This window comes from Exiguobacterium sp. H66 (assembly GCF_018618705.1).
Lineage (GTDB): Bacteria > Bacillota > Bacilli > Exiguobacteriales > Exiguobacteriaceae > Exiguobacterium_A > Exiguobacterium_A oxidotolerans.
Genome location: NZ_JACSMQ010000006.1, coordinates 177,095 through 204,017, shown reverse-complemented (window position 1 = coordinate 204,017; position 26,923 = coordinate 177,095). Strand labels below are relative to the sequence as shown.

The 26,923-nt window shown below is 46.2% G+C and carries 28 protein-coding genes; 15 read left to right on the top strand and 13 right to left on the bottom strand.

The annotated features are described in order from the left end of the window. Window positions 1-71 precede the first annotated feature (71 nt). On the top strand, window positions 72-590 hold the full coding sequence (locus tag KNP88_RS11590) for a TVP38/TMEM64 family protein (RefSeq protein WP_251137204.1): 519 nt from the start codon (window positions 72-74) through the stop codon (window positions 588-590). Window positions 591-620: 30 nt separating this feature from the next. Here KNP88_RS11590 and rlmD read toward each other — a convergent pair whose 3' ends face one another. Together rlmD and KNP88_RS11580 are read right to left on the bottom strand one after the other, a co-directional pair. Then, window positions 621-2,006 carry a 23S rRNA (uracil(1939)-C(5))-methyltransferase RlmD gene (rlmD, locus tag KNP88_RS11585; RefSeq protein ID WP_214808555.1) on the bottom strand — a complete coding sequence of 462 codons (1,386 nt, stop codon included), beginning with the start codon at window positions 2,004-2,006 and terminating at the stop codon, window positions 621-623. A gap of 43 nt (window positions 2,007-2,049) precedes the next feature. Next, window positions 2,050-2,256 carry an SE1561 family protein gene (locus tag KNP88_RS11580; RefSeq protein WP_214766624.1) on the bottom strand — a complete coding sequence of 69 codons (207 nt, stop codon included), beginning with the start codon at window positions 2,254-2,256 and terminating at the stop codon, window positions 2,050-2,052. A gap of 87 nt (window positions 2,257-2,343) precedes the next feature. Here KNP88_RS11580 and yfkAB point away from each other — a divergent pair, with 87 nt between their 5' ends. The 3 genes from yfkAB (at window position 2,344) to KNP88_RS11565 (ending at window position 4,955) form a co-directional block, all read left to right on the top strand. Next, the gene (gene yfkAB / locus KNP88_RS11575; RefSeq protein WP_214766626.1) at window positions 2,344-3,456 is read left to right on the top strand and encodes a radical SAM/CxCxxxxC motif protein YfkAB; all 1,113 of its coding nucleotides are present in this window, start codon (window positions 2,344-2,346) and stop codon (window positions 3,454-3,456) included. 86 nt (window positions 3,457-3,542) lie between these two features. After that, window positions 3,543-3,725 carry a hypothetical protein gene (locus tag KNP88_RS11570; protein WP_029332759.1) on the top strand — a complete coding sequence of 61 codons (183 nt, stop codon included), beginning with the start codon at window positions 3,543-3,545 and terminating at the stop codon, window positions 3,723-3,725. Between the two features lie 39 nt (window positions 3,726-3,764). Further along, the gene (locus KNP88_RS11565) at window positions 3,765-4,955 is read left to right on the top strand and encodes an MFS transporter (RefSeq protein ID WP_251137203.1); all 1,191 of its coding nucleotides are present in this window, start codon (window positions 3,765-3,767) and stop codon (window positions 4,953-4,955) included. A 123-nt stretch (window positions 4,956-5,078) separates the two neighbouring features. On the opposite strand, the gene KNP88_RS11560 is transcribed toward KNP88_RS11565, so the two are convergent. Together KNP88_RS11560 and KNP88_RS11555 are read right to left on the bottom strand one after the other, a co-directional pair. Continuing rightward, complete coding sequence (locus KNP88_RS11560) at window positions 5,079-5,375, bottom strand: hypothetical protein (protein WP_235195201.1); 297 nt, start codon at window positions 5,373-5,375, stop codon at window positions 5,079-5,081. A gap of 154 nt (window positions 5,376-5,529) precedes the next feature. Next, window positions 5,530-6,459, bottom strand: a complete 930-nt coding sequence (locus tag KNP88_RS11555; RefSeq protein WP_214893847.1) for a DMT family transporter — start codon at window positions 6,457-6,459, stop codon at window positions 5,530-5,532. A gap of 187 nt (window positions 6,460-6,646) precedes the next feature. Between KNP88_RS11555 and KNP88_RS11550 the strand changes: the two genes are divergently transcribed. Then, a complete protein-coding gene (locus KNP88_RS11550; RefSeq protein WP_214766630.1) occupies window positions 6,647-8,596 on the top strand; it encodes a heavy metal translocating P-type ATPase in 1,950 nt (649 codons plus the stop codon). 64 nt (window positions 8,597-8,660) lie between these two features. On the opposite strand, the gene KNP88_RS11545 is transcribed toward KNP88_RS11550, so the two are convergent. The 4 genes from KNP88_RS11545 to KNP88_RS11530 all read right to left on the bottom strand — a co-directional run bounded on the left by KNP88_RS11545 (window position 8,661) and on the right by KNP88_RS11530 (window position 12,122). Continuing rightward, the gene (locus tag KNP88_RS11545; protein WP_029332754.1) at window positions 8,661-9,569 is read right to left on the bottom strand and encodes a YihY/virulence factor BrkB family protein; all 909 of its coding nucleotides are present in this window, start codon (window positions 9,567-9,569) and stop codon (window positions 8,661-8,663) included. Between the two features lie 89 nt (window positions 9,570-9,658). Continuing rightward, window positions 9,659-10,084 carry an NUDIX hydrolase gene (locus KNP88_RS11540; protein ID WP_214845896.1) on the bottom strand — a complete coding sequence of 142 codons (426 nt, stop codon included), beginning with the start codon at window positions 10,082-10,084 and terminating at the stop codon, window positions 9,659-9,661. Between the two features lie 42 nt (window positions 10,085-10,126). Further along, window positions 10,127-11,038 (bottom strand): guanosine-inosine kinase, encoded by a 912-nt coding sequence (locus KNP88_RS11535; protein ID WP_029332752.1) that lies wholly within the window; start codon window positions 11,036-11,038, stop codon window positions 10,127-10,129. 190 nt (window positions 11,039-11,228) lie between these two features. After that, window positions 11,229-12,122, bottom strand: a complete 894-nt coding sequence (locus tag KNP88_RS11530) for a 1,4-dihydroxy-2-naphthoate polyprenyltransferase (protein ID WP_088836412.1) — start codon at window positions 12,120-12,122, stop codon at window positions 11,229-11,231. Window positions 12,123-12,282: 160 nt separating this feature from the next. On the opposite strand from KNP88_RS11530, the gene KNP88_RS11525 reads away from it, so the two are divergent. The 6 genes from KNP88_RS11525 (at window position 12,283) to menC (ending at window position 19,432) form a co-directional block, all read left to right on the top strand. Continuing rightward, window positions 12,283-13,662, top strand: a complete 1,380-nt coding sequence (locus KNP88_RS11525; protein WP_214845893.1) for an isochorismate synthase — start codon at window positions 12,283-12,285, stop codon at window positions 13,660-13,662. Continuing rightward, the gene (menD, locus tag KNP88_RS11520) at window positions 13,652-15,301 is read left to right on the top strand and encodes a 2-succinyl-5-enolpyruvyl-6-hydroxy-3-cyclohexene-1-carboxylic-acid synthase (RefSeq protein WP_214893845.1); all 1,650 of its coding nucleotides are present in this window, start codon (window positions 13,652-13,654) and stop codon (window positions 15,299-15,301) included. Before KNP88_RS11525 ends, menD begins: the two co-directional genes overlap by 11 nt. Continuing rightward, a complete protein-coding gene (gene menH / locus KNP88_RS11515) occupies window positions 15,298-16,074 on the top strand; it encodes a 2-succinyl-6-hydroxy-2,4-cyclohexadiene-1-carboxylate synthase (protein WP_214893843.1) in 777 nt (258 codons plus the stop codon). The genes menD and menH overlap by 4 nt, the downstream gene beginning before the upstream one ends. Window positions 16,075-16,092: 18 nt before the next feature. Then, the gene (menB, locus tag KNP88_RS11510) at window positions 16,093-16,917 is read left to right on the top strand and encodes a 1,4-dihydroxy-2-naphthoyl-CoA synthase (protein ID WP_029332747.1); all 825 of its coding nucleotides are present in this window, start codon (window positions 16,093-16,095) and stop codon (window positions 16,915-16,917) included. 74 nt (window positions 16,918-16,991) lie between these two features. Further along, a complete protein-coding gene (gene menE, locus KNP88_RS11505) occupies window positions 16,992-18,365 on the top strand; it encodes an o-succinylbenzoate--CoA ligase (RefSeq protein ID WP_214893842.1) in 1,374 nt (457 codons plus the stop codon). Further along, window positions 18,362-19,432: an o-succinylbenzoate synthase gene (gene menC, locus KNP88_RS11500; RefSeq protein ID WP_214893841.1), complete on the top strand. Its 1,071-nt coding sequence runs from the start codon at window positions 18,362-18,364 to the stop codon at window positions 19,430-19,432. The genes menE and menC overlap by 4 nt, the downstream gene beginning before the upstream one ends. Window positions 19,433-19,841: 409 nt before the next feature. Here menC and map read toward each other — a convergent pair whose 3' ends face one another. The 5 genes from map to KNP88_RS11475 form a co-directional block, all read right to left on the bottom strand. Then, window positions 19,842-20,588: a type I methionyl aminopeptidase gene (gene map / locus KNP88_RS11495; protein ID WP_088836406.1), complete on the bottom strand. Its 747-nt coding sequence runs from the start codon at window positions 20,586-20,588 to the stop codon at window positions 19,842-19,844. 14 nt (window positions 20,589-20,602) lie between these two features. After that, window positions 20,603-21,793: an EAL-associated domain-containing protein gene (locus KNP88_RS11490; protein ID WP_214845883.1), complete on the bottom strand. Its 1,191-nt coding sequence runs from the start codon at window positions 21,791-21,793 to the stop codon at window positions 20,603-20,605. Between the two features lie 72 nt (window positions 21,794-21,865). Beyond that, the gene (locus KNP88_RS11485) at window positions 21,866-22,132 is read right to left on the bottom strand and encodes a hypothetical protein (RefSeq protein ID WP_029332742.1); all 267 of its coding nucleotides are present in this window, start codon (window positions 22,130-22,132) and stop codon (window positions 21,866-21,868) included. Between the two features lie 97 nt (window positions 22,133-22,229). Then, window positions 22,230-23,816: a degradosome RNA helicase CshA gene (cshA, locus tag KNP88_RS11480; protein WP_088836404.1), complete on the bottom strand. Its 1,587-nt coding sequence runs from the start codon at window positions 23,814-23,816 to the stop codon at window positions 22,230-22,232. A 337-nt stretch (window positions 23,817-24,153) separates the two neighbouring features. Then, entirely contained in the window at window positions 24,154-25,008 is an 855-nt protein-coding gene (locus tag KNP88_RS11475) for a S1-like domain-containing RNA-binding protein (RefSeq protein ID WP_029332740.1), read from the bottom strand. 237 nt (window positions 25,009-25,245) lie between these two features. Here KNP88_RS11475 and KNP88_RS11470 point away from each other — a divergent pair, with 237 nt between their 5' ends. The 4 genes from KNP88_RS11470 (at window position 25,246) to KNP88_RS11455 (ending at window position 26,923) form a co-directional block, all read left to right on the top strand. Further along, on the top strand, window positions 25,246-25,413 hold the full coding sequence (locus KNP88_RS11470; RefSeq protein WP_204251421.1) for a hypothetical protein: 168 nt from the start codon (window positions 25,246-25,248) through the stop codon (window positions 25,411-25,413). A gap of 131 nt (window positions 25,414-25,544) precedes the next feature. Further along, window positions 25,545-25,850 carry a hypothetical protein gene (locus KNP88_RS11465; protein WP_088836403.1) on the top strand — a complete coding sequence of 102 codons (306 nt, stop codon included), beginning with the start codon at window positions 25,545-25,547 and terminating at the stop codon, window positions 25,848-25,850. Between the two features lie 39 nt (window positions 25,851-25,889). Then, a complete protein-coding gene (locus KNP88_RS11460) occupies window positions 25,890-26,147 on the top strand; it encodes a hypothetical protein (protein WP_029332738.1) in 258 nt (85 codons plus the stop codon). Window positions 26,148-26,224: 77 nt separating this feature from the next. Then, window positions 26,225-26,923, top strand: coding sequence for a lysophospholipid acyltransferase family protein (locus KNP88_RS11455; RefSeq protein ID WP_088836402.1), 699 nt, complete (start codon window positions 26,225-26,227; stop codon window positions 26,921-26,923).

Here is a 26,923-nt window from a genome sequence, read left to right as displayed (position 1 = left end):
AGTGTTTCTTCATCGAAACGAGATTAATTGATTTACTTCAGGGTGCGGACCATTTCGCGGTTCTGATCAGCTTGCTCGTCAGCTTCATCGTCAGTATTTTTGGTTTCTTACCGAGTGCTTTCGTCACCGCTGCAAACGTGCTTTACTTCGGTTACTGGGAAGGGTTTTTGTTATCCTTCCTAGGTGAGGCCTTTGGTGCACTCATCGCTTTTTACTTGTACCGGTTCGGCGTCAGGCATCTTACACCAAAGATTGACTCGGTCCGCGTTCGAAAATGGACCGACCGGCTCGCTGAAACGAACGGACGTGATGCGTTTTGGCTGATCGTTTTACTACGCGTCTTGCCGTTCATTCCGTCTGGCCTCGTCACGTTACTGAGTGCGGCTAGTCGTGTCTCTCCGCTCGTTTTTTTCATCGCAAGTACTCTTGGAAAGATTCCTGCTCTATTTATCGAGGTCGCGAGCGTCAGCTGGTTCATCGGAAGCGATGCGGTAATCCAGTGGATTGTCGTCGGTGTCGTCATCGTTCTGTATGCGGCTCACCTCGTCTACAAAAAGTATCAATCCAAACAAAAAACGCCGTCTTCTTGATTTACTTCAAGAAGGCGGCGTTCGTACGTATTAGAACTTTTTCTTTTTCTTTTTCTCGAGGACGACGATTGCTTCGACATGTGCCGTTTGCGGGAACATATCGTACGGTTGAATGTAACTCACTTTATAATCAGCCTTCATCAAGTGATCACAATCGCGGGCAAGCGACTGTGGATTACACGAAACGTAGACGATTTTTTTAGCTTTTGACGAAATCATCGCATTCAATAGTTGTGTATCACAACCCGACCGTGGTGGATCGACGATGAAGACATCCGGGACCCAACCTTCTTTGACCCAACGCGGAATCCAAGCTTCTGCTTTCCCGACGACGTAATGGGCGTGATTGAAACCATATTGCTTCATGTGTGCATTCGCATCTTCAACCGCTTCTTCAATGATTTCCATACCGCGGACTTCTTTTGCTCCTTTTGCAAGCCAAAGACCAATCGATCCTACTCCAGCATACGCATCGACGACACGCTCTTCACCCGTCAGCGCCGCTGCCCGAACGACTTCTTCATACATCCGTTCTGCTTGTTCCGGATTTAACTGGAAGAAGGCACGTGGCGAAAGTTGATACGTGAATTCACCCATCTGCTCTTCAATCTTTTCAACACCACGAAGAACTTCTGTTTCTTCTCCGAAGACACGTGACGTCAGTTTGTCATTGATGTTTAGCGCGACCGAGATGACACCCGGAATATTGTGAATATCACGTGATAGTGCTTCGAGATCTTTAAATCCATCTTTAAACGCGACGAGGACGACTTGAATCTCACCTGTTTTGATTCCTGTCCGGACGACGATGTTACGAATGACACCATCTTGTTTCGCAGAATTGTAGACCGGTACATTGTAATCATTTAATAACTTCGTCACGGCATTGTTGACGCGTAACGTTTCTTTATTTTGTACGATGCAATCATCAATCGCGACAAGACGATTTGAATTTGCTGAATACAAACCACTGACGATTTGATTGCCTTCTTTTCCGACCGCAAATTGCGATTTATTCCGGTATTCCCATTCTTTTGTACCGATTGTTGAACGGATATCTGCCTTTTCGATGTTCAACTTCGTTGATTTCGAGAATGCATTTCGTAACATCTCTTCTTTGTAACGGAGTTGTCCTGCATAGCTCATATGTTGAAGCTGGCATCCGCCGCATTGACTGTAAATCGGGCAGAGTGGTGTGACACGATCCGGCGAACGGTCATCACGTTTGACTAGTTTTGCATTTGCGAAATTGTCGTGGACTTCCGTGATTTCAATCTGTGCTGTTTCTCCGACGAGTAACCCCGGAATGAACACGATTTGTCGTTCGAGTGTCGCAATCCCCTCGCCATTGATTCCCATCCGTAGACACGTGACGGAGCGGATTTCTCCGACATTCAGTTTAATTTTCGTTGCCATTCTCTTCATCCTTTCCATGATACAAATGAAAAAGCGGTTTCGATTAACCGCTTTCTGATTCCTCATGTTCCTTCATATCTTTTGCATAACGAAGTACCTTGGCTTTTAACTGGTCCAAGGAAACTGCGAGTCGTTCTAAATCCTCGATATCTGATGTTTCATCCAGTGAATCGATCGTGTGGCATAGAAGCTGCATTCTTGATTTTAGCACATTCATCTGGCCAAGTTTATCAGTTCTTGCTTTTCCCATTATTCAGACTTCCTTTCTTCTTATAGATTCCGTCGTTATTTTAGCATACGATACGAAGTGGAGCATTTATGAAGGAGGAATATAACTATGTTACAACAATCAACGATCACGATCGAAAATGATCCGTGGGAAGCCTATCGCGATATCGAACAGTATGGTCAGGCCATGCTGACGAACATCGAAGTGACGACAACAAAACTCTGCAACATGCGGTGTGAACATTGTGCCGTCGGCTATATGTTAGCGAGTAGCGAGAACCCAGAAATCCCCGTCGAACTATTAATCAAACGTCTCGATGAAATCAAACATCTCCGGGCCTTTTCGATTACAGGGGGCGAACCGATGCTATCGACGAAATCGGTCAAGGAATATGTTGTCCCTTTACTTAAGTATGCCCACGAACGCGGCGCTAAAACCCAAATTAATTCAAATTTAACACTTCCACTCTCACGGTACGAATTAATCATCCCCTATCTCGACGTTTTACACATATCCCATAACTGGGGAACGGCGGACGATTTCATCGATGGTGGTTTTGCGATGATGGAACGGAAACCGTCACGTGAAGCGCGGACGAAGTTATTCGAACGAATGAAGGAGAATGCACGGATTTTAAATGCCCGTGGCGTCCTTGTCTCCGCCGAAACAATGATTAATAAACGGACACTCCCGCACCTCGAAGCGATTCATCAAGAAATCGTGGATATGGGTTGCGTCCGTCATGAAGTGCACCCGATGTATCCAGCAGATTTCGCTTCAATGATTGAAGCTGCCAGTCTTGACGAGATTCGTGACGGGATCCATCGTTTGCTTGACGTCCGTGACCCGAACGTCTGGATGCTCTTCGGAACACTCCCGTTCTATGCCTGTTCGATGGAGGAAAAAGATTTAGCTCTTCATCGCCGTCTGCGTCAAGAAACGAATGTATCTGTCCGAAACGATCCGGATGGACGCTCACGCCTAAACGTCAATATTTTTGATGGTGAGATCATCGTCACGGACTTTGGTGATGAACTCGCTTCTCTCGGAACGATTCATGATACCTCTTTCAACGACGCCTATGCTGAATGGCAACAAACTGAACTAAACAAAAGTCTATCGTGTCATTGCCCGGCCGTTAAGTGCCTCGGACCGAATGCGCTCGTCAAGAATGCCTACTATCCAGATGTCGACTTCCTCAAGCAATCAAGTCGCTTATAACAGCGGACAGGTTTTACCTGCTTCCAAACGGGGAAAAGATTGTCACAAAGTTGACACACGTTCTTTCGCTGAAGGGAGTTTTCATAATGGAATGGCTCGTCGGGATTGTCACCATCATCGGGATGTTCAGTATGGTACTCGGAATCATGATGATTGGAATTCGTTCTTCCCACAGCATCGAACATGATGAAGTGTTCGATCAGACGGATTGGGACGAACACCTTCTGCATATGCCACGCCCAACACGTTTTGAACAGACTGAAAAATAGGAACACAAGCGCCCCGCTGTACAATCGTGCAGGCGGGGCATGTTATGCTTAATTCAAAAAATGAAAGGCAGTTGTTTTGTCGTGTCTCGTCGCTTCGCCCTGATTTTATCGATTGTCTTTATCTCCGGCTTTACGCAAGGATTATTGATTCCTTTGTTGTCTATTTTACTCGAGCGTCAAGGAACACCTGCTTACATAAATGGTCTGAGTGCTGCCGTCCTTTATATCGGTGTTATCGTCGCTGCTCCATTGATGGAAAAACCTTTACGACGTCATGGCTATGTCCCCGTCATCTCTTTCGGTCTATCGTTAGTCGCCGTCGCTGTGTTCGCCTTTCCGTTGTTACCAAGCGTCCTCACCTGGATGGTATTACGCTTCATCGTCGGGTTTGGCGATCAAACGTTACATTACGGTTCGCAAGTCTGGGTGACATCGATTACCCCCAATGAAAAGTTAGGACGGACGATGTCGCTTTACGGCATGGCATTCGGGCTTGGCTTCGCACTCGGTCCTCTTGCCGCTCCACTTGTCGATTTAATTGACTGGCTTCCGTTCGTCTTAACCGGGACATTGACCGTCATCGTCCTCGTCTTGTTACGTCGCTTGCCGAATGAAAAACCAACCGACATCATGCCGGAAGAATTACAAAGTGCAGCCTCCCGCTATCGTCTCGTCCTCGCGAGTGCCTGGTTTACGTTACTGCCTGGCTTCACATACGGATTTTTGGAAGCGACATTGAATGCAAGTTTCCCCGTTTTCGCGACACGGAACGGGTATGCCTTGTCCGAGACGAGTGCATTAATCACGACATTCGTCGTCAGTTCGCTCATCATGCAACTCCCGCTCGGACGGCTAGCTGACCACTTTGGAAAACGGCGGACCTTAATCACTGTACTCTGCATCGGGGCAAGCGCGTTTCTCGCGGCTTGTTTCCTCTTTGAAAGTTACGGTGCCTTGTTTGCCATCTTCGCCTTTAGCGGCATGGCACTTGGCTCGACGTATTCGTTAGGGGTCGCTTACATGACCGAACAATTACCGAGTCATTTATTACCGACCGGCAACCTCCTAGCTGGTATCTCCTTTAGTCTCGGGTCGATTCTTGGACCGATTGCAGGCAGTGTGTTTGTCTTACTTCCTCCTGCTTTTTACTTTAGTTTATTTGTCGGCGTCCTCTTTACACTTGCTTATTTATTATTTCGCTCGACAGCGAAGCCGACACAAATTAAATGAGACCCGTTTTTTAATGTAGAAGAAAGAAGGGAGTGCCGCTCGATGCGACACTCCCTTCTTTCTTTACCGTTTCGTTTTTGTTCAGTCCATCGTAGTTCGTTGACTCCTATACACGAGACGGTATCACTTGACGATTCCAACTTGCCGAAAACGTTGCCAGAGCTTTTCATCGATTGCGTATGGTTGATTTTTCGCTTGCTTCAACTCTTCCGTCTCCAATAATACGATGACCTCTCGACCATTGATCGACCAAACTGAATCGTACCCCTTTTCCGCCTCAATAATTTCCACATCGACCTCGCCATGGGTTTCCTTGAGTTGCTGGCTGACGCACGTTACGACGAACCGAGCGAACTCATCCCGGGGACGGCGATTTGCCATGATCTTTCGAACGATTTCATTACGTTCCACTTTTCTCATCTCCTCTCGTTTTCTAGTCATACTAGCCTTTTTGGCAAGGCCGAATCGGTTGTTTTATGACCGTACAGAAAAAGCCGAACAAGTCGGCTTCAGCAACGAACGATTAAGAATGAAACTTTAATTGAGACTATTTTCACACGATTCAGATTCTTCGTCAACTGCGCTTTTGAAACCAGACTGGGAGATACGTCGAGACAAGAATCCCTGATACAACAAAAAGCAGCCCAAGGAGCGCTTGAGGCGGAATCGTCTCGCCGAGAATCAGGGCCGACAGACTGACACCGTAAATCGGAACGAAAAACATGAATAATGAAACTCGACTAACAGGATTGTACTTCATCAGCAAGTTCCAAAGTGTAAACCCTGTCGCCGACAAGAAGGCGAGATAGAACAACATCCAGGCCGTCGTTTGTGTGAAGTGGAACGGGAACCATTGACCATTCAATACCGCCCCTGCGATAAATAAACCAATCGAACCAATCACCATTGCCCAACCCGTCATCGGTGCGACCGGATAAGCAGCTGAATATTCTTTCGCAATCAAATTAGCAAATGCCCCTGAGATCATTGCACAAATCAACAAAATCTCACCGACGCCGAACGTGACACCCGCCGACCCTTGTGGCCAGTTTGCTAAAATGACACCCGTGAACCCTAAGAACAACGCTAGTCCTTTAAAACGATTCAAGCGGTCGTCTTCATAACGAAAGTGTGCAAGTAACATCTGAAAGAACGATGTTGAACCGGCAATGATTGAGCCTTGGACACCTGTCGATAATGACAACCCGATGTAGAAGAAGACATATTGTAAGAAGGTCAAAAAGAATCCAAGACGACTATAGGCATACGCTCTCTTTTTCAAAGTAATCGGCTGTTTAAAAATCAGGACGCTGACGATGAGCAATAAAACTCCTGCCAGAAAAAAGCGATAGCTCGCAAACAATAACTGCTCTCCATATTCTGAAGATGTGATTGCTAAAAGTTCATAACTCTTTTTAATGAACGGAAAGGCGCTCCCCCATAAAAGTGTCGTAAACAATGCAAAAACAACCATCCCGACCGGATGGGTTAAGATTTTTTTCATTTTTTTCAGTTTCCTTCCCTGTTTCTTTTCACTGAGGCATGGTATAGTAACTTTACAGATAATAATAATTATAATCTAGCGACAATGAAACTCATTATCATTGACTTAAAAACGTTGGTAATAAACATTCTCATTGTTTTAATATAATGATTTCATTTCTCATTTATAATTTGGAAGGAGCTTTTTTATGACTACCTCTACTACTACCGATACTCATCAGCGTTCCGCAATTCGTCATGCTGTCGAGGAGCATCACGAATTGATTTTAGCACTCTTTAGCGGAATATTAATTTTAATTGCTTACGCTTTCGAAAAACTACAAATTCCGGCAACTGTCTACGTCACACTTTACTTATCCGCCTATGTGATCGGAGGCTATGCGAAAGCTAAAGAAGGATTGACAGAAACGTATCAAGAAAAAACACTGAATGTTGAATTGTTGATGATTTTAGCAGCAATCGGTGCAGCAGCAATCGGCTACTGGATGGAAGGTGCGATCCTAATTTTCATCTTCGCGTTATCCGGTGCGCTTGAAACGTATACGATGAACAAAAACGAACGCGCTCTTCAAAGCCTGATGTCACTACAACCAGAAGAAGCAACACGATTGAACGCAGACGGAAAACTTGAAGTCATCGGAATTGAACATCTCTCGGTTGGTGATATCGTCTATGTCCGTCCCGGTGAACGAATTCCCGTAGACGGGACGATCATTCGTGGTCAAGCCGCGATTGAGGAAGCTTCGATTACGGGTGAATCCATTCCTGTCGAAAAACGGACCGGTGACACGGTTTACAACTCGACCGTCAATATGAACGGCGTCTTGACGATCGAGATGACGAAAGCCGCTGATGAATCGTTGTTCCAAAAAATCATTCATATGGTTCAAAATGCGCAAAGTGAACAATCACCTTCTGCTCAGTTCATTGAGCGGTTTGAAAGTCGTTATGTCAAGGTCGTCCTTGTCGTCGTCACATTGATGATGGTTCTCCCACATTATCTTGTCGGTTGGAGCTTTGAAACAAGCATCTATCGTGCCATGATTTTACTCGTTGTTGCGTCACCTTGTGCCCTCGTTGCCTCAATCACACCAGCTGCCCTATCAGCCATTGCAGCTTCTGCCCGGAACGGTGTCCTGTTTAAAGGGGGCGCCCATATTGAGACGTTAGGTCAAGTCAACACGATCGTCTTTGATAAGACAGGTACACTCACGACCGGTAAACCAATTGTGACCGAAAGTCATTATGCAGAGGATGCTAATCAGTTTTTGCTCAAACAAGCCGTCGCCTCGATCGAAGCGCAATCAAATCACCCGCTCGCTCAAGCGATTGTCGATCATCTTCAAATCGAGACGCAAGAACCGTCTGCTTTTAAAGACGTGACAGGATACGGCATTGAAGCGACGGTTTCCGGCGTGACGTACCGTATTGGGAAATATGGTTTCCATGAAGGCTTAAATGACCCGTTTCGCTCGATGGAACAAACATTAAAAGAAAAAGGAAATACAATGGTCTACGTCAGTAACGGCGAATCCATCGTTGCACTCTATGCACTCCGTGATACGATTCGTCCTGAAGCAAAAGCAGCCATCACTTCTCTTAACTCGCTCGGCATCACGACGATCATGCTGACAGGCGACAACCCTGTCACGGCAGCTGCAATTGCAGAAGAAGCCGGTCTTACATCGTTCGTCGCAGAATGTCTACCTGAAGATAAAGTAAACTACATCAAACAATACCAAGCAGATGGACAAACTGTCGCTATGGTTGGTGACGGAATCAATGATGCTCCTGCTCTTGCCCTTGCTCATGTCGGAATCGCGATGGGCGAAGGAACAGATGCTGCATTAGAGACTGCTGATGTCGTCTTGATGAAAAATGACTTAGGTCGTCTCGCTTACGCTGTCAATAAGGCACGGAAAATGAACCGTGTCGTCAAACAAAACATCACGCTCGCAATCGGCGTCATCTTAATCTTGATTGCCTCGAATCTCTCTCAATTTCTCATCATGCCGTTCGCTGTCGTCGGACATGAAGGATCGACGATTCTCGTCATCCTCAACGGCTTACGTCTTTTACAAAAAGACGCTCCCACACCTGTAGAGATGACTGCCAGCTTAAAAAAAGTCGCAGCTTAATTCAGTGATTCACTAAAAAAAGACTCTAAAAACCGAGCAACCGGTTTTTAGAGTCTTTTATTTATCATCCGAACGTATTCGTCGGAATCGAGTCGAGATCCGCTTGTTCTTTCAGACGTTTTTCTTCCATTTTTTTCGGATCAGCTTTCTTCATGAAACGTTCCCATGAAGCATTTAATTCTGAACCCAGTAAAATAATCAACCCTGTGAAGTAGAGCCATAAAAGAACGATGACGACACTCCCGAGTGAACCGTACGTTTGGTTATAATTCGAGAAGTTCGATACGTAAAATCCGAATCCAACGGACAGCAATTGCCAAACGATGACACCGAACACGGCACCTGGGATCGCTTCTTTCATCGTAATCGGACGTTTCGGTGCAACCCGGTAAAAGATGGATAAGATGACAATCAGCAATACTGTAGAGATTGTATACCGAAGGACCGTCAAGAGGATTTTTTGCCCCATATCGATCGGTAAAACGAAATCTGCTAAGTAACTAATGATCGGACCACCGAGGACGTTTAAGATGATTAGCAATAACATCCCAATCCCGAGAACGACCGTCAAGATTAAGGCGATTCCACGAGAAGCAACAAAGCTCCGTGGAGAAAAATCTCCATAGGCGTGATTGGCAGTTGTAATCAAACGATCGACACCTTTAGATGCTGACCAAATCGCTAAAATCGCACCAATTGAGAGCAGACCGCCTTGAGGTTCTTTGATTGCTTGGAAGATGACATCCGTGAATGTATTCACTGATCCACCCGGTGCTAAATCGCGAAGTTGCGATTCAAGTGTTTGCTGATCAATATCGAAAAATGATAATACTGAAATAACAAAAATGATACCTGGAAAAATCGATAAAAACCAATAATAGGCGAGCGTTCCAGCGTAGTCTGTAATGTTATGATCAGACATCCGCTGCTTTAAATTAAGTGCTAACCCCTTTGGGTCACGTGTATGCGCCATCCTCATCATCTCTCCTTAATTAAAAAGAGGCAGTCTAGGACTACCTCTTCGTCTACCTATTTATTTCCCTGTTTGGTTCAACTAAAACCTTAAATATCTTCTAGTCGAATATCATAAAATCGTTCTGTCATCTCTGACAATTCCTTGACGAGAGAAGTCGGACGAACCGGTAACTGTTTTAGTTCGCTACGTTTGACCCAAAGCGGGGTATACCCAGATGATGTATCTTCGAACTCTTCACCAGTCCCTGTACCAAATACTCCACCCGTGATTTTCGCCCAGTAATATGGATTGTCTAAATCGTTAAAACGAACGATTGCTGCTACCCCTTCGAGTTCGACATCGACACCTAATTCCTCATGAGCTTCCCGAATCGCCGTTTGTTCAAGCGTCGCTCCCTCTTCGAGACCACCTCCGGGGAAAACGTAATACGTCACGTCTTGTTTATCCCGGCGAATCAAGGCAACCTCATCTGATTCATTCAAAATGATGACGGCACTTCGTTGTATTGGCATGGCTATCCCTCCCGACATTTACATTAGACATCGTCCAGTTACTTATCGAATCGTCTCTAACATCTCAGGAACTAAGCCGTTTTCTGTAGAAGCGATGACTTCGGCCGCGACTTTCATTCCGAGCGTTAAGGCATCTTCCGCTTTTTTGGCGTCTGTTAACTCCGACAAAACAGCTGAGAAGAATGAGTCTCCCGCTCCGGTCGAATCGACGACCTTCACTTTTTTTGTTCCGATATGACCAGATGTCGCACTGCGGCGATCAACATAGACTGCACCAAGCTCGCTCATCGTCACGACTGTGAACGGTGCCCCTTTTTTCGCCAGTTCATTTGCCACATGAAGCGCATCCTGAACCGTCACGATTGATAAATCAGATAAGATTTCTGCTTCTTCGCGGCTGCAGATAAATCCTGTGAACCCTTGCAAAAGGTGACGATTCCGTTCGATGACACTGAGGTGTCCACACACTCCGAACAACGGCAACTCCATTTTTCGGCAGAGATGAATCAACCGTTCTAAAACGGTCACGGATAAATCTAAATCGATCGCGACTGCATCGACTCCATCTAGGGCGTAGACGGACTGGCGAAGAATCGCTTCTTCTAATAATTTTGCGTCAGGTTGCTTTGAAATCGATGTCTGGAGGTCACCCTCGTTATCCATGACGGCTAACCACATACCCATTCCGTTGTCGTCAAGCATTTCGACGTGATCCACATTTGCACCGTATGATTTTAGTTCTTCCAACACGCCGACACCGATTTGGTCGTTCGTAACCGTCGAGATAAAGCGAACATCATTCCCGAGAACGGCTAAGTTCTGCGCTACATTCCGTCCTGTACCACCATTTGAAAACGTGATGTCTCCAACGTTTTTCGCATCCTTATGCAATGGAGCGAACGAAGTTCCTTTTATGTCGACGAATACTTTTCCGATTACCGCGATTTTATTCATTCCAGTTCCACCTCTAAAAAAAATTCATGATTCCCGAGTATCCACTCGAATATTCCAGGCACATTGCTTCAATTATAGTAAAATTTTAAATCTGTGACAACCAATCCTACTCTTACGAGTAACTCGTGCACGGCAAAAAAATACCCCGCTGCCCGTATTCACGGCAGCAGGATATTTTAAAGGCATTATTTTAGAAGTTAGCGAACGTCAAGCTAATCGCAAGCAGCAATCCGAAAATTGTATTTACTTTTCCCGTCTGTGCCATTCCCGGCATCAATTCTTGTGGTTCAAGGTCGTCCCAAAACAGCTTCACGGCCTTGATCATCAATGGAATACTCAGTAAGGCAAGTAACGCGAACCAGGAAACGTTAAACGCAACGACGGCAACGATTAACGAAATGACGGCAGCAACAAAAAAGGCGATCAGGACGTAGACTGCCGCCCGGTGACCGACGAGGCAAGCAATCGTTTTTCTTCCGTTCACTTTATCGTTGTCGAGATCACGAATATTATTCGCTAGCAAGATCGATCCAATCAAAATCGCGACTGGCACTGAAATCGCGACCGCTTCCGTCGGGACATAGCCAATCTGGAGATAAGCCGAAATGGCGATGATGACGTACCCCATGAAGAATCCGGCGACGATTTCCCCGAACGGCGTGTATGCAATCGGGAGCGGTCCCCCGGTATAGATGTAACCGACGAACATCGAAACAAGTCCGACTAAGAGCAGCCACCATGTTGTCTCAAGACAGAGATAAATCCCAAGCAGTGCAGCAATGCCATAGAGTGATAAGGCGAAGGCAAGAATCGTCCCCGGCTTGAATCCGTCCCGGACGATTGAACCACCGATGCCGACCGACTCTTCATTATCGAGTCCCCGCTTGTAGTCATAGTATTCATTAAATAAGTTCGTTGCGATTTGAATCAACACCGATGCGATCAACATCGCAAAAAATAGATCGAGTCGTAATGACTCGATACGTGGTGCGACGATAGCCGTCCCCACGACGACCGGTACAAAACTCGCTGTTAATGTATGTGGCCGTGTCATTCGCCAATATACGGCGATTGATTTATTCATATAATAAACCCCTTTCCCGTCTAAGTGTATCGGGTTTCGTTTTTTGCTGTCAATGCTCAATGAAAGATAGCTTATTCCTTCTTTTTTTTCAACAAAAAGTTTACACTTAGATTAAGTGAAACGTATCACAGTATCTACAGACTAGGGGGCAATGAGCGGTATGGCTTACGCTCAACAAGAGCTTAAACAACGTATTGAACAGGCCGTTGGTCATGCGAACGCATACCAGCGCTCTATAATCGCTTCTTATTCATGGGAAATCGAAGCGCAAGACGTCAATTCATTGACGTACGGAACAAAAGAACGCTATTACTTTACGACACCCGACCGATCGATGCGTGCCATCGGTTTCGGTATTGCGAAACAGTTAAAAGCGTCAGGACACGATCGATTTTTACGAATTCAATCTAAATGGTCGAATCTTAACCGCGATCATGTGGGTGATGATTTATTTGCGTTTTGCGGTTTTTCGTTCAGCGAACTCAAAAACCCCGATTATCGCTGGTCTTCCTTCGGAGAAGCCTCGATGACAGTTCCAAAGTTTTTATTCTTAGAACGGGATGGACGGACGACCGTCACACTATTCGCGATCGTCGACCCTCAGTCAAACGCTGAAAAAACACTCAATCAACTCGCTTCCGATTACGCCGAGTTACACCAACCAAAAACAAGTCGTTTCGTGACTCGTATCCGAATGACTCGCGACGGGAATGAGGCTTTTGAAGCGTCTTTCCATCAAGCGACACAACTTTTAAAAACATCGTTAAAGAAAATCGTGTTAGCTCGTGAAGTCGTGTACGAAATGGATCAGGCCGTCGACCTTGCCGGACTCGTCCGCGAACTCGAGCAGTCTCAACCGGGAAGTTATGTTTTCTTCTTCCAGCCGACCGTCGACGAGGCGTTCCTCGGAGCTACACCAGAACGACTCGTCTTAAAAGAAGGAAACCAAATTAAAACAGCTGCCGTCGCTGGTTCTGCGCCACGTCACGCAGTCGAACAAACCGATGACGCACTTGGTCTTGCGTTGCTCGAAGATAAAAAAAATCGTGTCGAACACTCAATCGTCGTTGACTCCATCACGAGTACGTTACACGATTTATCGACTCGAATCGAGAAACCGGATCAGCCGATGTTGCTTAAGAACCGCCACATCCAGCACCTGTATACACCGATTACTGCTACGTTGTCACCGGAGGTGACGTTGCTGCAGATTATCGAAAAATTACACCCGACGCCTGCTTTAGGTGGCGAACCTAAACTAGAAGCAGTTCAAGCCATCCGTGAGATTGAAACATTCGAACGCGGTTGGTACGGTTCTCCTGTCGGGTGGATGGACGGTCAAGAAAACGGTGAATTCATTGTTGCCATCCGGTCAGGTCTTTTCACTGAACGGTCGGCAATTCTCTATGCCGGTTGCGGACTCGTCGACGGGTCACAACTAACGAGCGAATTAGAGGAGACTGAAACAAAACTCTCACCGATGCTGCAAGCTCTCTCACATCTGTGCACGTTAGAAAAGGATGATGTTTATGTTGACTAAGTGGATGCACACATTAATCGATACGCTCGTCGCTAGCGGGGTACGGGATTTCGTAATCAGTCCCGGCTCTCGCTCGACACCACTCGCGATTGCTGCATTTCTTCACCCGTCTAGCCGTACCCACGTCCTCGTTGACGAACGGTCGGCTAGTTTTTTTGCTTTAGGATTAACACGGACGGAAGAACAGACACGTCCCGTCGCTTTGATTTGTACGAGCGGGACAGCTGCGACGAATTATTTTTCCGCCATCACGGAAGCAAACATTTTTGAACTCCCATTGATTGTTTTGACAGCTGATCGACCACACGAATTGCGTGGGGTCGGGGCGCCACAAGTCATCGATCAAGTCGGTCTTTACGGAAAACAAGTCCGCCATGCATTCGATTTACCTTTACCAGAGGAACAAAGTCTATCGTATGTCGCTCATGTCGCAACGCGGTCCGTCCTGTTGGCGATGACCGAACCGGCCGGACCGGTCCATATCAATGTCCCGCTACGCGAACCGTTGATTCCGGAGCTTGATCCATTGCGGACTGGGCGAACTGTCGGAACACTCCCCCGTTTTGCCGAGCAAGTGACGACTGACGAGCTCCTAACTCTTCTATCTACAAAGCGTCTTTTGATTGTCATCGGACCACAACTTTCGACGGTCGATACAAAAATTATTTTGGATTACGCGAAACACTCGCGAATCCCCGTATTAGCGGATCCCCTGAGTCAAGGACGTCAGTACAAAACAGACACCGTTTTTGCCTTCTATGATACGTGGCTAAAAAATGAGACAGTCAAAACAGTAGCTAAACCCGACCACATCTTACGGTTCGGAGCAATGCCGACATCAAAACCTTACTTACTTTGGTCACATGATATTCCGACGACGGTCGTCGGTCATGCGGCAAATTGGCGTGCTCCGCAACTGCATACGAATCTGTTAGCCGGGCATCCGAGTCAGCTCCTGAGGATGCCCGTGACTGAGCATGATCCTGCTTATCTCAAGACGATCCAAAGAGCTGAAGAAACAGTCGGCACTGTCTTTACGACGCTCGATCAAGAAGACCTGACGGAGTATAACGTCGTTCGTGCCTTAAACACCTTGTCGTCAGGCAGCTTATTCGTCTCAAACAGCATGCCGATTCGCGACATCGATACGTTTTTGCCTGCAGGTACACCGCTTCGCCTTCTCGCCAACCGGGGTGCGAATGGAATCGATGGGATTTTATCGAGCGCAGTCGGTGCGACATACGATGCACAGGAACGCTACTTGCTCGTCGGTGACCTCGCCTTTATTCATGACGTCAATGGCTTGATGATGGCACGGACTCGTCCGATTACCATCTTGCTCATCAACAACACCGGGGGCGGAATTTTCAACTTCCTGCCACAACAGCAACAGCTTGAATCCGAGGTCTTCGAACCGTTATTCGGAACAGCCCAGCATCTCGATTTCAGTCATATCGCAGCCGGTTATGGGGTCAAACATCAAGTCGTCACGTCAATTTCCGAACTGAAAACACGGTTGGCGGAACCGACGACTGTCACACGAATTCTCGAGATTCGAACAGATCGTGCGACGAACGTCCTGAAGCACCGTACGATTTGGGAACAGACAAATCATGCGCTCACGGAGTGCTTTCAATGAAGTTACGTGACCATGACTACCATCTCGAAATCGAGGGGCAAGGTCCTCCATTGTTGTTACTGCATGGGTTTACCGGCAGCAGCGGGACATGGACGATGCTCAGTGCACGACTTCAGGAAACCTACACCGTCTATCGGATTGACTTGCTTGGTCATGGAAAGACGCCGCCTGCTGCGTATCAGCGGATGCGTTTGACGGAGCAAGTCAAAGACTTACAAGCGTTACTTGCGACAAGAAATGAACCATGGACCGTGTTAGGCTACTCGATGGGTGGACGGATTGCCTTGATGCTTGCAGCCTGTTCAACGCAAGTCCAAAAGACAATCGTTGTCAGTACGACACCTGGCCTAAAGACAGCACACGAGCGCCGTGCCCGGCGTGCAACAGATCGGCTTTTGCAACAGATGTTGCTTGAAGACGGACTCGAGGCATTCGTCCGGCACTGGGAAGCGTTACCGCTGTTCGCAAGCCAGCGCCAATTACCGTCCTTTGCGCAGCAACAGATTCGGTCGGAGCGTTTGTCCCAATCAGCAGAGGGATTAGCCGCTTCACTCGCCGCGCAAGGAACAGGGAATATGCCGTCTTTATGGACCTGTCTTCAAGACGTATCCATTGAATGGATTGTCGGGGAACACGATGAAAAATTTAAAAAGATTGCGCAACAAGCGGCGGATTCAAAAAAAATCCACCAGATTTCGCATGCAACGCATGCCCCACATATCGACCAACCGGAAAAGTTTGTTACAATAGTAGAGAAACTACTCTTAACTTAAGCAAATGGGGGAATTTAGATGAAATATGCTCCAGAATGGGCAGCAGTCCGTAGTTATGAAGACATTAAATACGAAAAATGGAATGGGATCGCTAAAATTACGATCAACCGTCCAGAAGTGCGCAACGCGTTCCGTCCACACACGGTCCATGAATTAATCGATGCGTTCTCACGTGCGCGTGACGACCAAAACGTCGGTGTCATCATCTTGACAGGTGAAGGCGATCTCGCTTTCTGTTCAGGTGGAGACCAAAAAGTTCGCGGACATGGTGGTTACGTCGGTGAAGATGAAATCCCACGCTTGAACGTCCTTGACCTTCAACGTTTGATTCGTGTTATCCCGAAACCGGTCATCGCGATGGTCGCTGGTTATGCAATTGGTGGCGGACACGTCTTACACTTAGTCTGTGACTTAACGATTGCTGCTGATAATGCGAAGTTTGGACAAACAGGTCCTAAAGTTGGATCATTTGATGCAGGGTATGGTTCTGGTTACTTGGCTCGTGTCGTCGGCCATAAAAAAGCGCGTGAAATTTGGTTCCTCTGCCGTCAGTACGGTGCTCAAGAAGCACTCGACATGGGACTCATCAACACGGTCGTTCCACTTGCTGATCTTGAGCAAGAAACAATCCAATGGTGTTCTGAGATTCTTCAACATTCACCAACAGCTCTTCGTTTCTTAAAAGGAGCGCTCAATGCAGACTCCGATGGTCTTGCTGGAATTCAGCAACTTGCTGGAGATGCAACATTACTCTACTACACAACAGACGAAGCCAAAGAAGGACGCGATGCGTTCAAAGAAAAACGTGATCCTGACTTCGGTCAATTCCCACGTTTCCCATAATACGAAAAAAGGTTCAATGTCGTGAGACGTTTGAACCTTTTTCGTATCATCTTGAAGAAAGGATGTGATTTCCGGTGTACCCTTGGATTTATACACGCGCTAAGGAACAACCTAACGACTTAGCTCTAGTCACAGATCAAGCCCGCTTATCTTGGCAGGAATTATATACGGCAGCACACAAATTAGCAAGTGCCTGGGCAAGCCACCTTTCGCGTGGTGACCGGATTGCTCTTTATGGTCCTGCAAGTCAGTCATATATCATTGCCATCCATGCGGCACAACTACTTGAATTAACAATCGTCCCACTCAACGTCCGCTTAAGTCAGCGCGAACTGGATGATCAATTAAAACGAGCACAAGTCAAATATGTCATCTCCGACCGGACGCTAGATACCGATATCAAGATTTTACCGTTCCACTATATGAACACGGCACCTGACATCATCGTCCGACATATGCCAAAACATTATGTCCAATCCATGCTCTTTACGAGCGGAACGACAGGTCGGGCTAAGGCAGTCGAACAGACAATGCTAAATCACTTTTCAAGTGCGATGAATGCAGCACGTCATATCGGTTCCTCGACGGATGATCGCTTCTTAATTGTTACCCCACTGTTTCATATGAGTGGTCTCGCTGTCGTTTACCGTGCTGTCATCTACGGCGCCCCGATCGTCCTTGAACCTCATTTCGCCCCGACGAAAACGATTGAATGGATTAAAAATGAACGGATTACCCATGTTTCCCTCGTTTCTGTCATGTTGGATCGGCTGCTTGAAGCAGGGTTGCGTCGCTATGATTTACGTGTCGTCTTGACGGGCGGTGGACCGGTCCCTTTACCGATTTTGACTCGCGCCCTCGATCGAAAGATTCCTGTCATGCAAACATACGGGATGACAGAAACCGCTTCGCAAATTGCGACACTATTGCCGGAAGATGCGTTACGAAAAATCGGTTCTGCCGGTCAAGCAATTGCTCCGACCGATATCCGAATCACACGCCATCAAGAAATCGAAGTCAAAGGACCGACCGTCATGAAAGGTTATTTTTCAGATGAGCAAGCGACCGTAGCATCTTTTACCGCAGACGGCTATCTCAAGACAGGTGACCTTGGACGTTTAGATGAAGAAGGCTATTTATACGTTCTCGATCGGCGAAGCGATTTAATCATTTCAGGCGGTGAGAATGTCTATCCGGCTGAAGTCGAATCTGCCCTGCTCTCGATTGATGGAATCAAGGAAGCTGGTGTCGTCGGTCGCTTTGATTCGACTTGGGGACAAGTCCCTGTTGCGTTTATCGTCAGCGCTGTCGATGAATCGATCGTCCGTCAAGCAATCAGTCAGTTACTCGCCAAATATAAATGTCCCGTCGCCTATGTTTATCGTGACGCTTTACCGCGTAATGCGAACGGTAAACTGCTGCGCCATCAATTGAAGGACTTCGTATGAAGATTACGCTTCGAAGTGCAGAAGTATTTGATGTCCGATTAACATTCCGTCAGCCGATGAAAACGGCACTCACTACTTTAAGTAATCGCCGAACGACGATTCTCCGATTGACGGACACAGAAGGCAACATCGGTTACGGGGAAGGTGTCGCCTTTGAAACACCTTTGTATACCGCGGAGACACAAGATTCGATTCATGCCTTAGCTCCCGTCCTCTATCGCTTGCTTAAAGGACCGCTCAATCATCCGTCAGAAGTCGCAACACGCTTTCACCCGATTCAAGGAAACCAGATGGCAAAAGCAATGTTCGACGGCGCCGTCTATGAATTGTTTGCTCGCGCGAGTAACCAAACGCTTGCCACGTATCTGGGAGGTGACGAAAACAAAGCCATCGCTTGCGGAAAAGCACTTGGTCGCGCGGAAGCCAGCAAGACGGTACATGCCGTTGAGGACGCGTTACAGGATGGTTTTCAGCGTATCAAGCTAAAGCTAGACCCAACGGATACCTCCGTCTTAGCGCACGTTCGAAAACAATTTCCTGATGCGCCTTTAATGTTTGATGCCAACGGAAGTTTCACCCGTTCCGAGATGAATCTCCTGCAGGACTGGGATCAGTATGGATTAATCATGATGGAGCAACCATTTCGGGCAGATGATTGGTTGACGCATCAATATGCTGCGTCACTGCTCTCGACTCCTTTATGTTTGGACGAATCAATCCAAACGGTCACTGACGCTGACTTAATGCTCTCACTCGGTGCAGGTCAAATCATCAACATTAAACCGGCACGCGTCGGGGGCTTGACGAACGCCCTAGCATTAAGAGATAAAGCGACGTACTGGCTCGGTGGAATGTTCGAGAGTGGAATCGGGCGTCGGCAGACGCTTGCTTTCGCTACACTACCTGGTCTAGCGTATCCGATTGACATGGCTGGAACCGATCATTATTTCGCCGAAGATCTCCTTGAATTCGACTATCGAATCGGGAACGGTCACATTCCATACGCCGAGCACGAGGTTTCACTCGAGCGGTTAGACCGACTTACCCAGTCTAAAATCGTGCTTTGAAGGCGCGAAGGAGCAATTGCTTCTCAAAAAAAAGAATAACAAGACGTAGTGCCTGTTAAACTACCGCTTTTGTCCATCGGGCATCATTTCGTCTACAAACCATTAAGAAGCGTAAACACGCGGTATCGAGATGCAATCCGTTCGCGCTCCCTTGTCTCGCCTCGTCTTCAAAGCGGCAATCGGTCACGGTATTACCTAAAAAGCGTCACGTTTCGTTGACTCCTGCGGGAAAAAGTGCGTTTTTAACGCGACTTACCAAAGGCAGGCAAGCCCCTGCTCGTTGTCTGCTAGGATTAAGGAGCAACGGCTTGCTCCTCCCGAGGAAAGCAACGAAAAAAGATGCTTGATCTCCCGATAGCACTTTTTCCGCATTCTAAAAGCGCCGTTCCTTTGCGGAACGACGCTTTTTTTAGTCTGCCTTCGTCAAGATTTCGTATCCATCCTTCAAGACAACGACGCTATGTTCGAACTGTGAAACCAAACTTTTATTTGGCGTGTACAGTGTCCAGCCATCCTTTTCATCTTCCATACAAAATTCGTCGCTCGTCGAAATAAACGTTTCGACTGCGATGACTTGTCCTTCTTTCAACAAATCATTTTCTTCTCGGTTGAAGTAATTCGAAATCGACTCCGGTTCACCATGCAACGTTTTTCCTAATCCATGTCCAGCTAAATTCCGAATGACCGTAAAGCCATTTTTGCGTGTTTCCGCATAGATTGCTTTACCGATTTGATTGACTTTCGTACCTGCTTTGACTTTCTCAAGTCCTTTTTCAAGGGCAGACAATGACACCTCGACCAGTCGGACGTGCTCAGGACGCTTCGCTTCGCCTGCAATCACCGTTTTACCTGTATCTGAATAGTAGCCATCTTTGACTGCCGAGACATCGACGTTGACGATATCGCCTTCTTGAATGACATATGCACCAGGAATACCATGAGCCGCGACTTCATTGACACTGATACACGTTGCTCCAGGAAAATCATACATGACGATCGGTGCTGATTCCGCTCCATGTTCCTTCAAAATACGCGCTCCGATATCATCAAGCTCTTTCGTTGTAATTCCTGGTTTGACAGCATCCGCCATTTCATCGCGCGCAATGGCGACGATGCGCCCAATCTCACGTAGTGCATCATAATCATAATCCAACATGTTTCATTTCCTCCTTATTCACTTAACCGTTCTTGATATAAATAACTTGCTGAAATATCAGCAAATAAGAACATCCCATTATTTAGCGGCATACTGAACGTTCGCGTTTGTTCACTCGAACTGAAATCGACGTATCGATCAGAGAGGTATCCCGTATGCCGTCGTTCCATCGCAACCGTGGTCCGAATGAAGTACGGTCGAAAACTCCAGTTATAACCTTTGTAAAACGCATATGTTTTCCATTCACCGCTCTTTTTGCTAACGTTTGATGACTTTTGAAAGCCATTCGCGTCTGTGATGTAAAAGCGAATGAATTCGGGTTCCATCTTTTGAGCCAGCTTAATTAACCATTCATCCAATGATTCATCTGCTTTTAACGACTGGCAGTACTCATTAAACCGAATCGTCCAGTCTTGTTCGAGCTGGAACAAACGATTCATCTGTTCCCGGTCATATTTATAGAACATCGGCACTTCATGTAATAAGATTTCCATGCCTGGGCATGTCGTCACCCAGTCAGGTGTCGTCTCACCGAGTAGATTTCCCATGTAATAGCGCCCACCGTGTTGCCATGCATACCGGAGTTGACCAAGATGGCTGATATTTTTGTAAAGAAGTGGCGCACCGAGTTGGTCACATAAGTGTTCCATTGTTTGTAACAGGTGCGGATAACTCGCTGAAACGGTTTTTTTCTCAATCATCGAAGATAAGTCGACAATCAGCATGTCCGGCGACATGGCAAAAACGCGTTCTAAGCTCGTCGCCTCCGCACGATCAAGCGCAACCTTTAAGCCAGAGTTTTGATAGTACGCAACGATTCGCCCGAGTCGATCAAAGTCATCCACTTGGACATCGGTCAGTGTGACATATAACCGGTCTTCCGGAAAGTCGATCTGTGCGTTACGTAAGATACTCAAAAAATCTTCGCCACCATTTTCGAATAACCAATCAGGTCGACAGCGGATTAAGACAAATGAATGCGCATCGGCCGGGACTTTTTGAAAAGCATGGCGAATGACATGACTCATGACTTCTAACTGGTATTCAATTGGTACATCATCTTCTTGAAAAAATGGCTTCAGCGGCTCACCGCGAAAATGAGATTGGATTTCATACCCTTCCACTTTAAAAGGTGCCGCTCCAACAATTGGTTGGAACCACGCCTCAATCTGTTCGGGATGAACAATGACATCTAATGCATCCATTCTTCTCCCCCCTATTCTCTTGTTCTATCTTATCAAAAAAAAGACCACCCTGTAATCAGAGAGGCCCCGTCTTTAAAATAACGTTGTATCTTTTCTTAACGCAATGTACAAATAGACACCAAATGTCGCCGTTAAATAGATAATGCTCAGAACACCGTATTGAATGCCTGTAGCACCACCCTTACCAATCGCTAAGACGAGAAAAATAATCCCGCCAAACAATAACGTCGCTAAAGGGATATAACGAAAGTGTCCTTTTGTCGTCTGCTCGCTAATTTTTTTAGTTGCGATGAGCAGTCCAATCAGACAAATGAATGCTGCTGCATAAATGGTATACACGAACGATTCAGCCCTCTCTATATCTTTCATTGCTCATTTTATCATGAGAATTCATAAAAAAGAACCGACTTGTCTGTGACAAATCGGTTCGGATTTTTTACTTTTCAAAACGTGGTTTACGTCCGCCACGGTTACGATCACTTTCGCTACGGTTGCTACGACCAGCGTATCCACCTTCACGACGATCTGATGACGATGAACTACGGTTTCCTTCAGAAGGACGACCGCCTTCACGGCGCTCCCCACCACGCGGGTTGCTGCCACGGTATCCGCCACCACGGTTAGAAGAACCAGAACCTGATCCACCTTTATTGCCGTAAGGACGACGGTTACCACCGCCACCGTTGCTACCAAAACGTTTGACACGGATTGGTTCGATTGACGAAATTTGAACTGGAGTTGCATCCGGCTCTTTCGTTAATCCTTTAAGCGCTGCTGCGATTAATTCAACCGCTTCATACTCTTCAAGAAGTTCTTGCGCGAGTGTTGTATACTCTTGTGAGTTTTTCGCTTCTACACGTTTGATGAGTTCTTGTGCAGCAAGCTTCAAGTTGCCTTCCAAGATTTCGTCAAGTGTCGGTGCGTGACGACGTGACATTTTTTTGTTTGTTACACGTTCGATTGTTTTGATTTGACCAAATTCACGTGGTGTAACGAACGTGATTGCTGATCCCGTTTTACCAGCACGTCCCGTACGACCGATCCGGTGAACGTAGCTCTCTGGATCTTGTGGTACATCAAAGTTGTAAACGTGTGTAACACCAGAAATATCAAGTCCACGTGCTGCAACGTCTGTCGCAACAAGGATATCGATTGTTCCTTTTTTGAAGCGACGAATGACTTGGTCACGTTTCGCTTGTGTTAAGTCACCGTGTAAACCGTCCGCCGTGTATCCACGTTGGATAAGTCCTTCCGTCATTTCGTCAACACGTTTTTTCGTACGACCAAAGATGATTGAAAGTTCTGGAGAATCTGTATCAATCAAGCGGCAAAGCACATCGAATTTTTGGCTTTCTTTTAGTTCGATGAATGATTGGTCGATGTTTTCGACTGTCATTTCTTTTGCTTTTACTTTGATGTGCGTTGGCGTTGTCATGAAACGATCCGCGATTTTACGAATCTGCGGTGGCATCGTTGCAGAGAACAAGAGTGTTTGACGAGTTGGCGGAAGTGTACCTAAGATTTTTTCGATATCTTCCACGAAGCCCATGTTCAACATTTCATCTGCTTCATCCAAGATGACTGTTTGAACGTGGTCAAGATTTAATGTTTTACGGTTCATGTGGTCCATTAGACGACCAGGTGTCGCAACGACGATTTGTGGGTTCTTGCGAAGTGCACGAATCTGACGATCGATTTGCTGACCACCGTATACTGGCAATGCATGAACGCGTTTCATTTCACCAATGCGGTTAAGTTCTTCTGCTACTTGAATCGCAAGTTCACGAGTCGGTGCAAGGATCAACGCTTGGATATGGCGCGATTTTGCGTCAAGACGCTCAATCGTCGGAATACCGAATGCTGCTGTTTTACCAGTACCTGTTTGTGCTTGACCGATTAAGTCAACGCCGCTAAGACCGACTGGAATTGTTTCTGCTTGGATTGGAGTTGCTTCTTCAAAGCCCATTTTTAGGACACCTTTGATAAGTGCCTCACTAAGATTTAATTCACGAAATGTTGTCAATGCTAAATACTCTCCTTTGTCATATGAAAAGCGTCTGCCACTAAACAGACGCTACCGTAACGAATACAATCGACTACCTATTATAGCAGAAGCCCGTCCTTAAAGATAGAGGCTATTTCTACTGATAATAATGTTTAGGGAAGTCACCATCATAATCGTTGCCATAAGGGCGAGGGAAAGGCATGATGCCCGGACCGTTCAACGCTTTAAATCGCGCCGCTTGCCCCCACTAGTGATGGGGTTTTATTTGGAAATGGTCGCCGGTTAAAACCAGCCGCAACCACCAAAATGATGAATTCCTAACTATTTATTCGAAACGTAGGTTCAGTTGGCTAGCTTACTTCGTTAGCCGAATACCCGTTTCATGTTTTTCTATTTTTTTATCTTTCAACAATCGACCTAGAGCACGTTTGAAGGCAGCCTTACTTAGACCGAATACCTCATCAATCGTCTCAGGAGGTGTCTTATCACCATACGCCATCTGACCGCCATGTTCAAGTAGGTGGTTCAGGATTAAATCCGCATCGATGTCGATTGCCTCGTGAGCACGTGGTCTTGCTGAAAGTAATACTGTACCATCTGGCTTCACATTTGTCACCCGTAATTTCATAACTTCTCCGAGACGCGGCCACCGTTCCATCTCTTGTTCATGTAGAAAACCAATCGATTGATCGTTCACCCAAACGTTGACACCCGGATCACGCTGGGCAAAGACAAGTCCTTCAACGTCCATGTTATTCCACTCTTCCGGTGCCGGTTGCGCCTTAAGATTGAAATAAGCATAAGGAGCCGGGTCACCTAACAAACGTAATTTTTGATCATGTTTCAAACGAATGTAAAGTTCGTCTCCCTCTTCCGGCCAAAATGTCCGGCGTTGCGGAAGATCGTCCAGCGAGACGAGAACATCCTTTTGAATTCCGATGTTCGCAAAAACACCTGTATTGTAACGTGTTCCGTTAATCGGTGCTTTGACGTAATCCTCAAATGACGCTTCCGGAATCGTCATCGATGAGGCGAGACGCCCTTCATTGTCTTGATAAAGGAATACTTCGACCTCTTCTTCTAGCATGAGCGATTTCGTCTGTTCATTTTTATGAAGTAAGATATCCTCCGTACCATCACTTAAAAACACACCAAATTCTGCTTCACGCTCTACTTTTAATGTGACAACCTGTCCTGCACGTAGTGCCATTTATGGTCATCTCCTTTCATTAACTTGGTTAAGCTGAAACACTCAACTAACCGTAAGTTCTTTTCATCACCTTCAATACTATACTCTTTTTCAACCTATCTCCGACATCAAATGGAAGCGAACAGTTGTGAAATTTTTGTGAACGAATCTGATTTAAGTGATTTTTTTGAAAAAAACAGATATGATAAAAGAATAGGAAAAAGAAGGTTTAGTTTTGGTAAATATGGGGGAAAAACTATGTTTCATGACATTCAATCGCGTTCTTTCGCAAGACGCTTTACAAAAACGTTAGTATTCGCTTTTTTCGCATTTCTCGCAACGATTGGAATTGTATTCGCTGAAGGGTCGAGTAGCACTGATTTGTCTCCAAAGACACCTGCACTCCAACAAATCGATACACCTTAAAATCTACATCTCATCGTGTAGATTTTTTTATTTGTTTCCGAAGTTTTACTGGACGATAAAGGAAATCCTGCTTCGTTAGCGAATTGCTTTACTAGACACACTTAGTAGAGTGACACGAAGGAGGAAGTACTGTGTATTTTTACTTATTTACGACGCTTACCGGTCTCATTAGTACATACCTTAGTTTTATCACGGGATATTATACCGATTCAGTCGGGATTTTCGTCTTCACCCTATCCATTTGTCTTTCACTTTCATCTTTTAGACAATTAATTCGTACGACATATCATGGTTATCATGAATATATGCAATACCGCCGCGTCAAAAAACAGTTGGAGCGTATGAAGAAACGGGAACACTCTTATCAATTGTCTTATGAACAAAATGACACAGTCGCATCACTTGCATTATCAACGACAGAACAGCATGATAAATAAAGAGTTTGACTTCATGTTTTTAGGAGGAACCGATTCATTATGAATGAAATACCACTATCCAACGGCTGGACACTTCGTTACTCACCTGTCATCGACTTATGGCTAAAAGAAGATGGTGTTTTACTCGTCGATCATGAAGACAAGGTACGTTTGACACTCATCCTCGATGAAGAGACGATGGAAATCAAACAAATCGATAATACGAATGCCTCGTTTTCCATCGATCCGACGACGAGACGCCTGACATTCGAACTCGGCGAGAGTGAAGAGGAATCTGAACCTCGTTACTGGGAATAAAGAAGAAGACCGGGTGCGATACCTGGTCTTTTTTTGTACAATAATAATACACAGTAAAAAAGGAGTTTGATGCCATCATGTTACGCACGATCATCTGGTTCATTCATTTTGGGCTAGTATTACCTCTTACATTACCATTTTTGCCTGGCGCAAAACGTCGAACACACGCCGCTCGCTACGCGTATACACAAAAAGTAGCACACGTTTGGGCGAATTCGCTCCTTCGCTTAGCTGGAGTGAAAGTCCGTCTGACAGGGGAAGAACATATTCCGTCTGATCAACCTGTCGTCTTCATCGCCAACCACCAAGGGAATTTTGACATTCCGATTTTGCTCGGACATATCGCAAAACCCAAAGCCTTTATTTCGAAAATCGAAGTCAATAAGATTCCAATCGTCAATGTCTGGATGAATTTAATGGGATGTGTCATGATTGACCGAAAAGATCGCCGACAGTCTTTAAAGGCGATTCGTGCCGGTGTCGAGACAATCAAAGATGGGCAATCGATGATCATCTTCCCGGAAGGTACTCGCTCGAAAGGCGGACCGATTGCTGAGTTCAAAGCAGGGAGCTTCACCCTAGCAACATCTAGTGGTGCACGCGTCGTTCCGATTGCCATTTCAGGAAGCTATCGTGTCATGGAAGAGACTGGTCGGATTCGACCGGCAACTGTCGATGTGACAATCCTTCCATCCATCGACCCTGCTACAATGACCCAAAAAGAACTCGTCGCTACTGTTGAACAACAAATCAAGCATATTGTAGAAGGAGTCTGA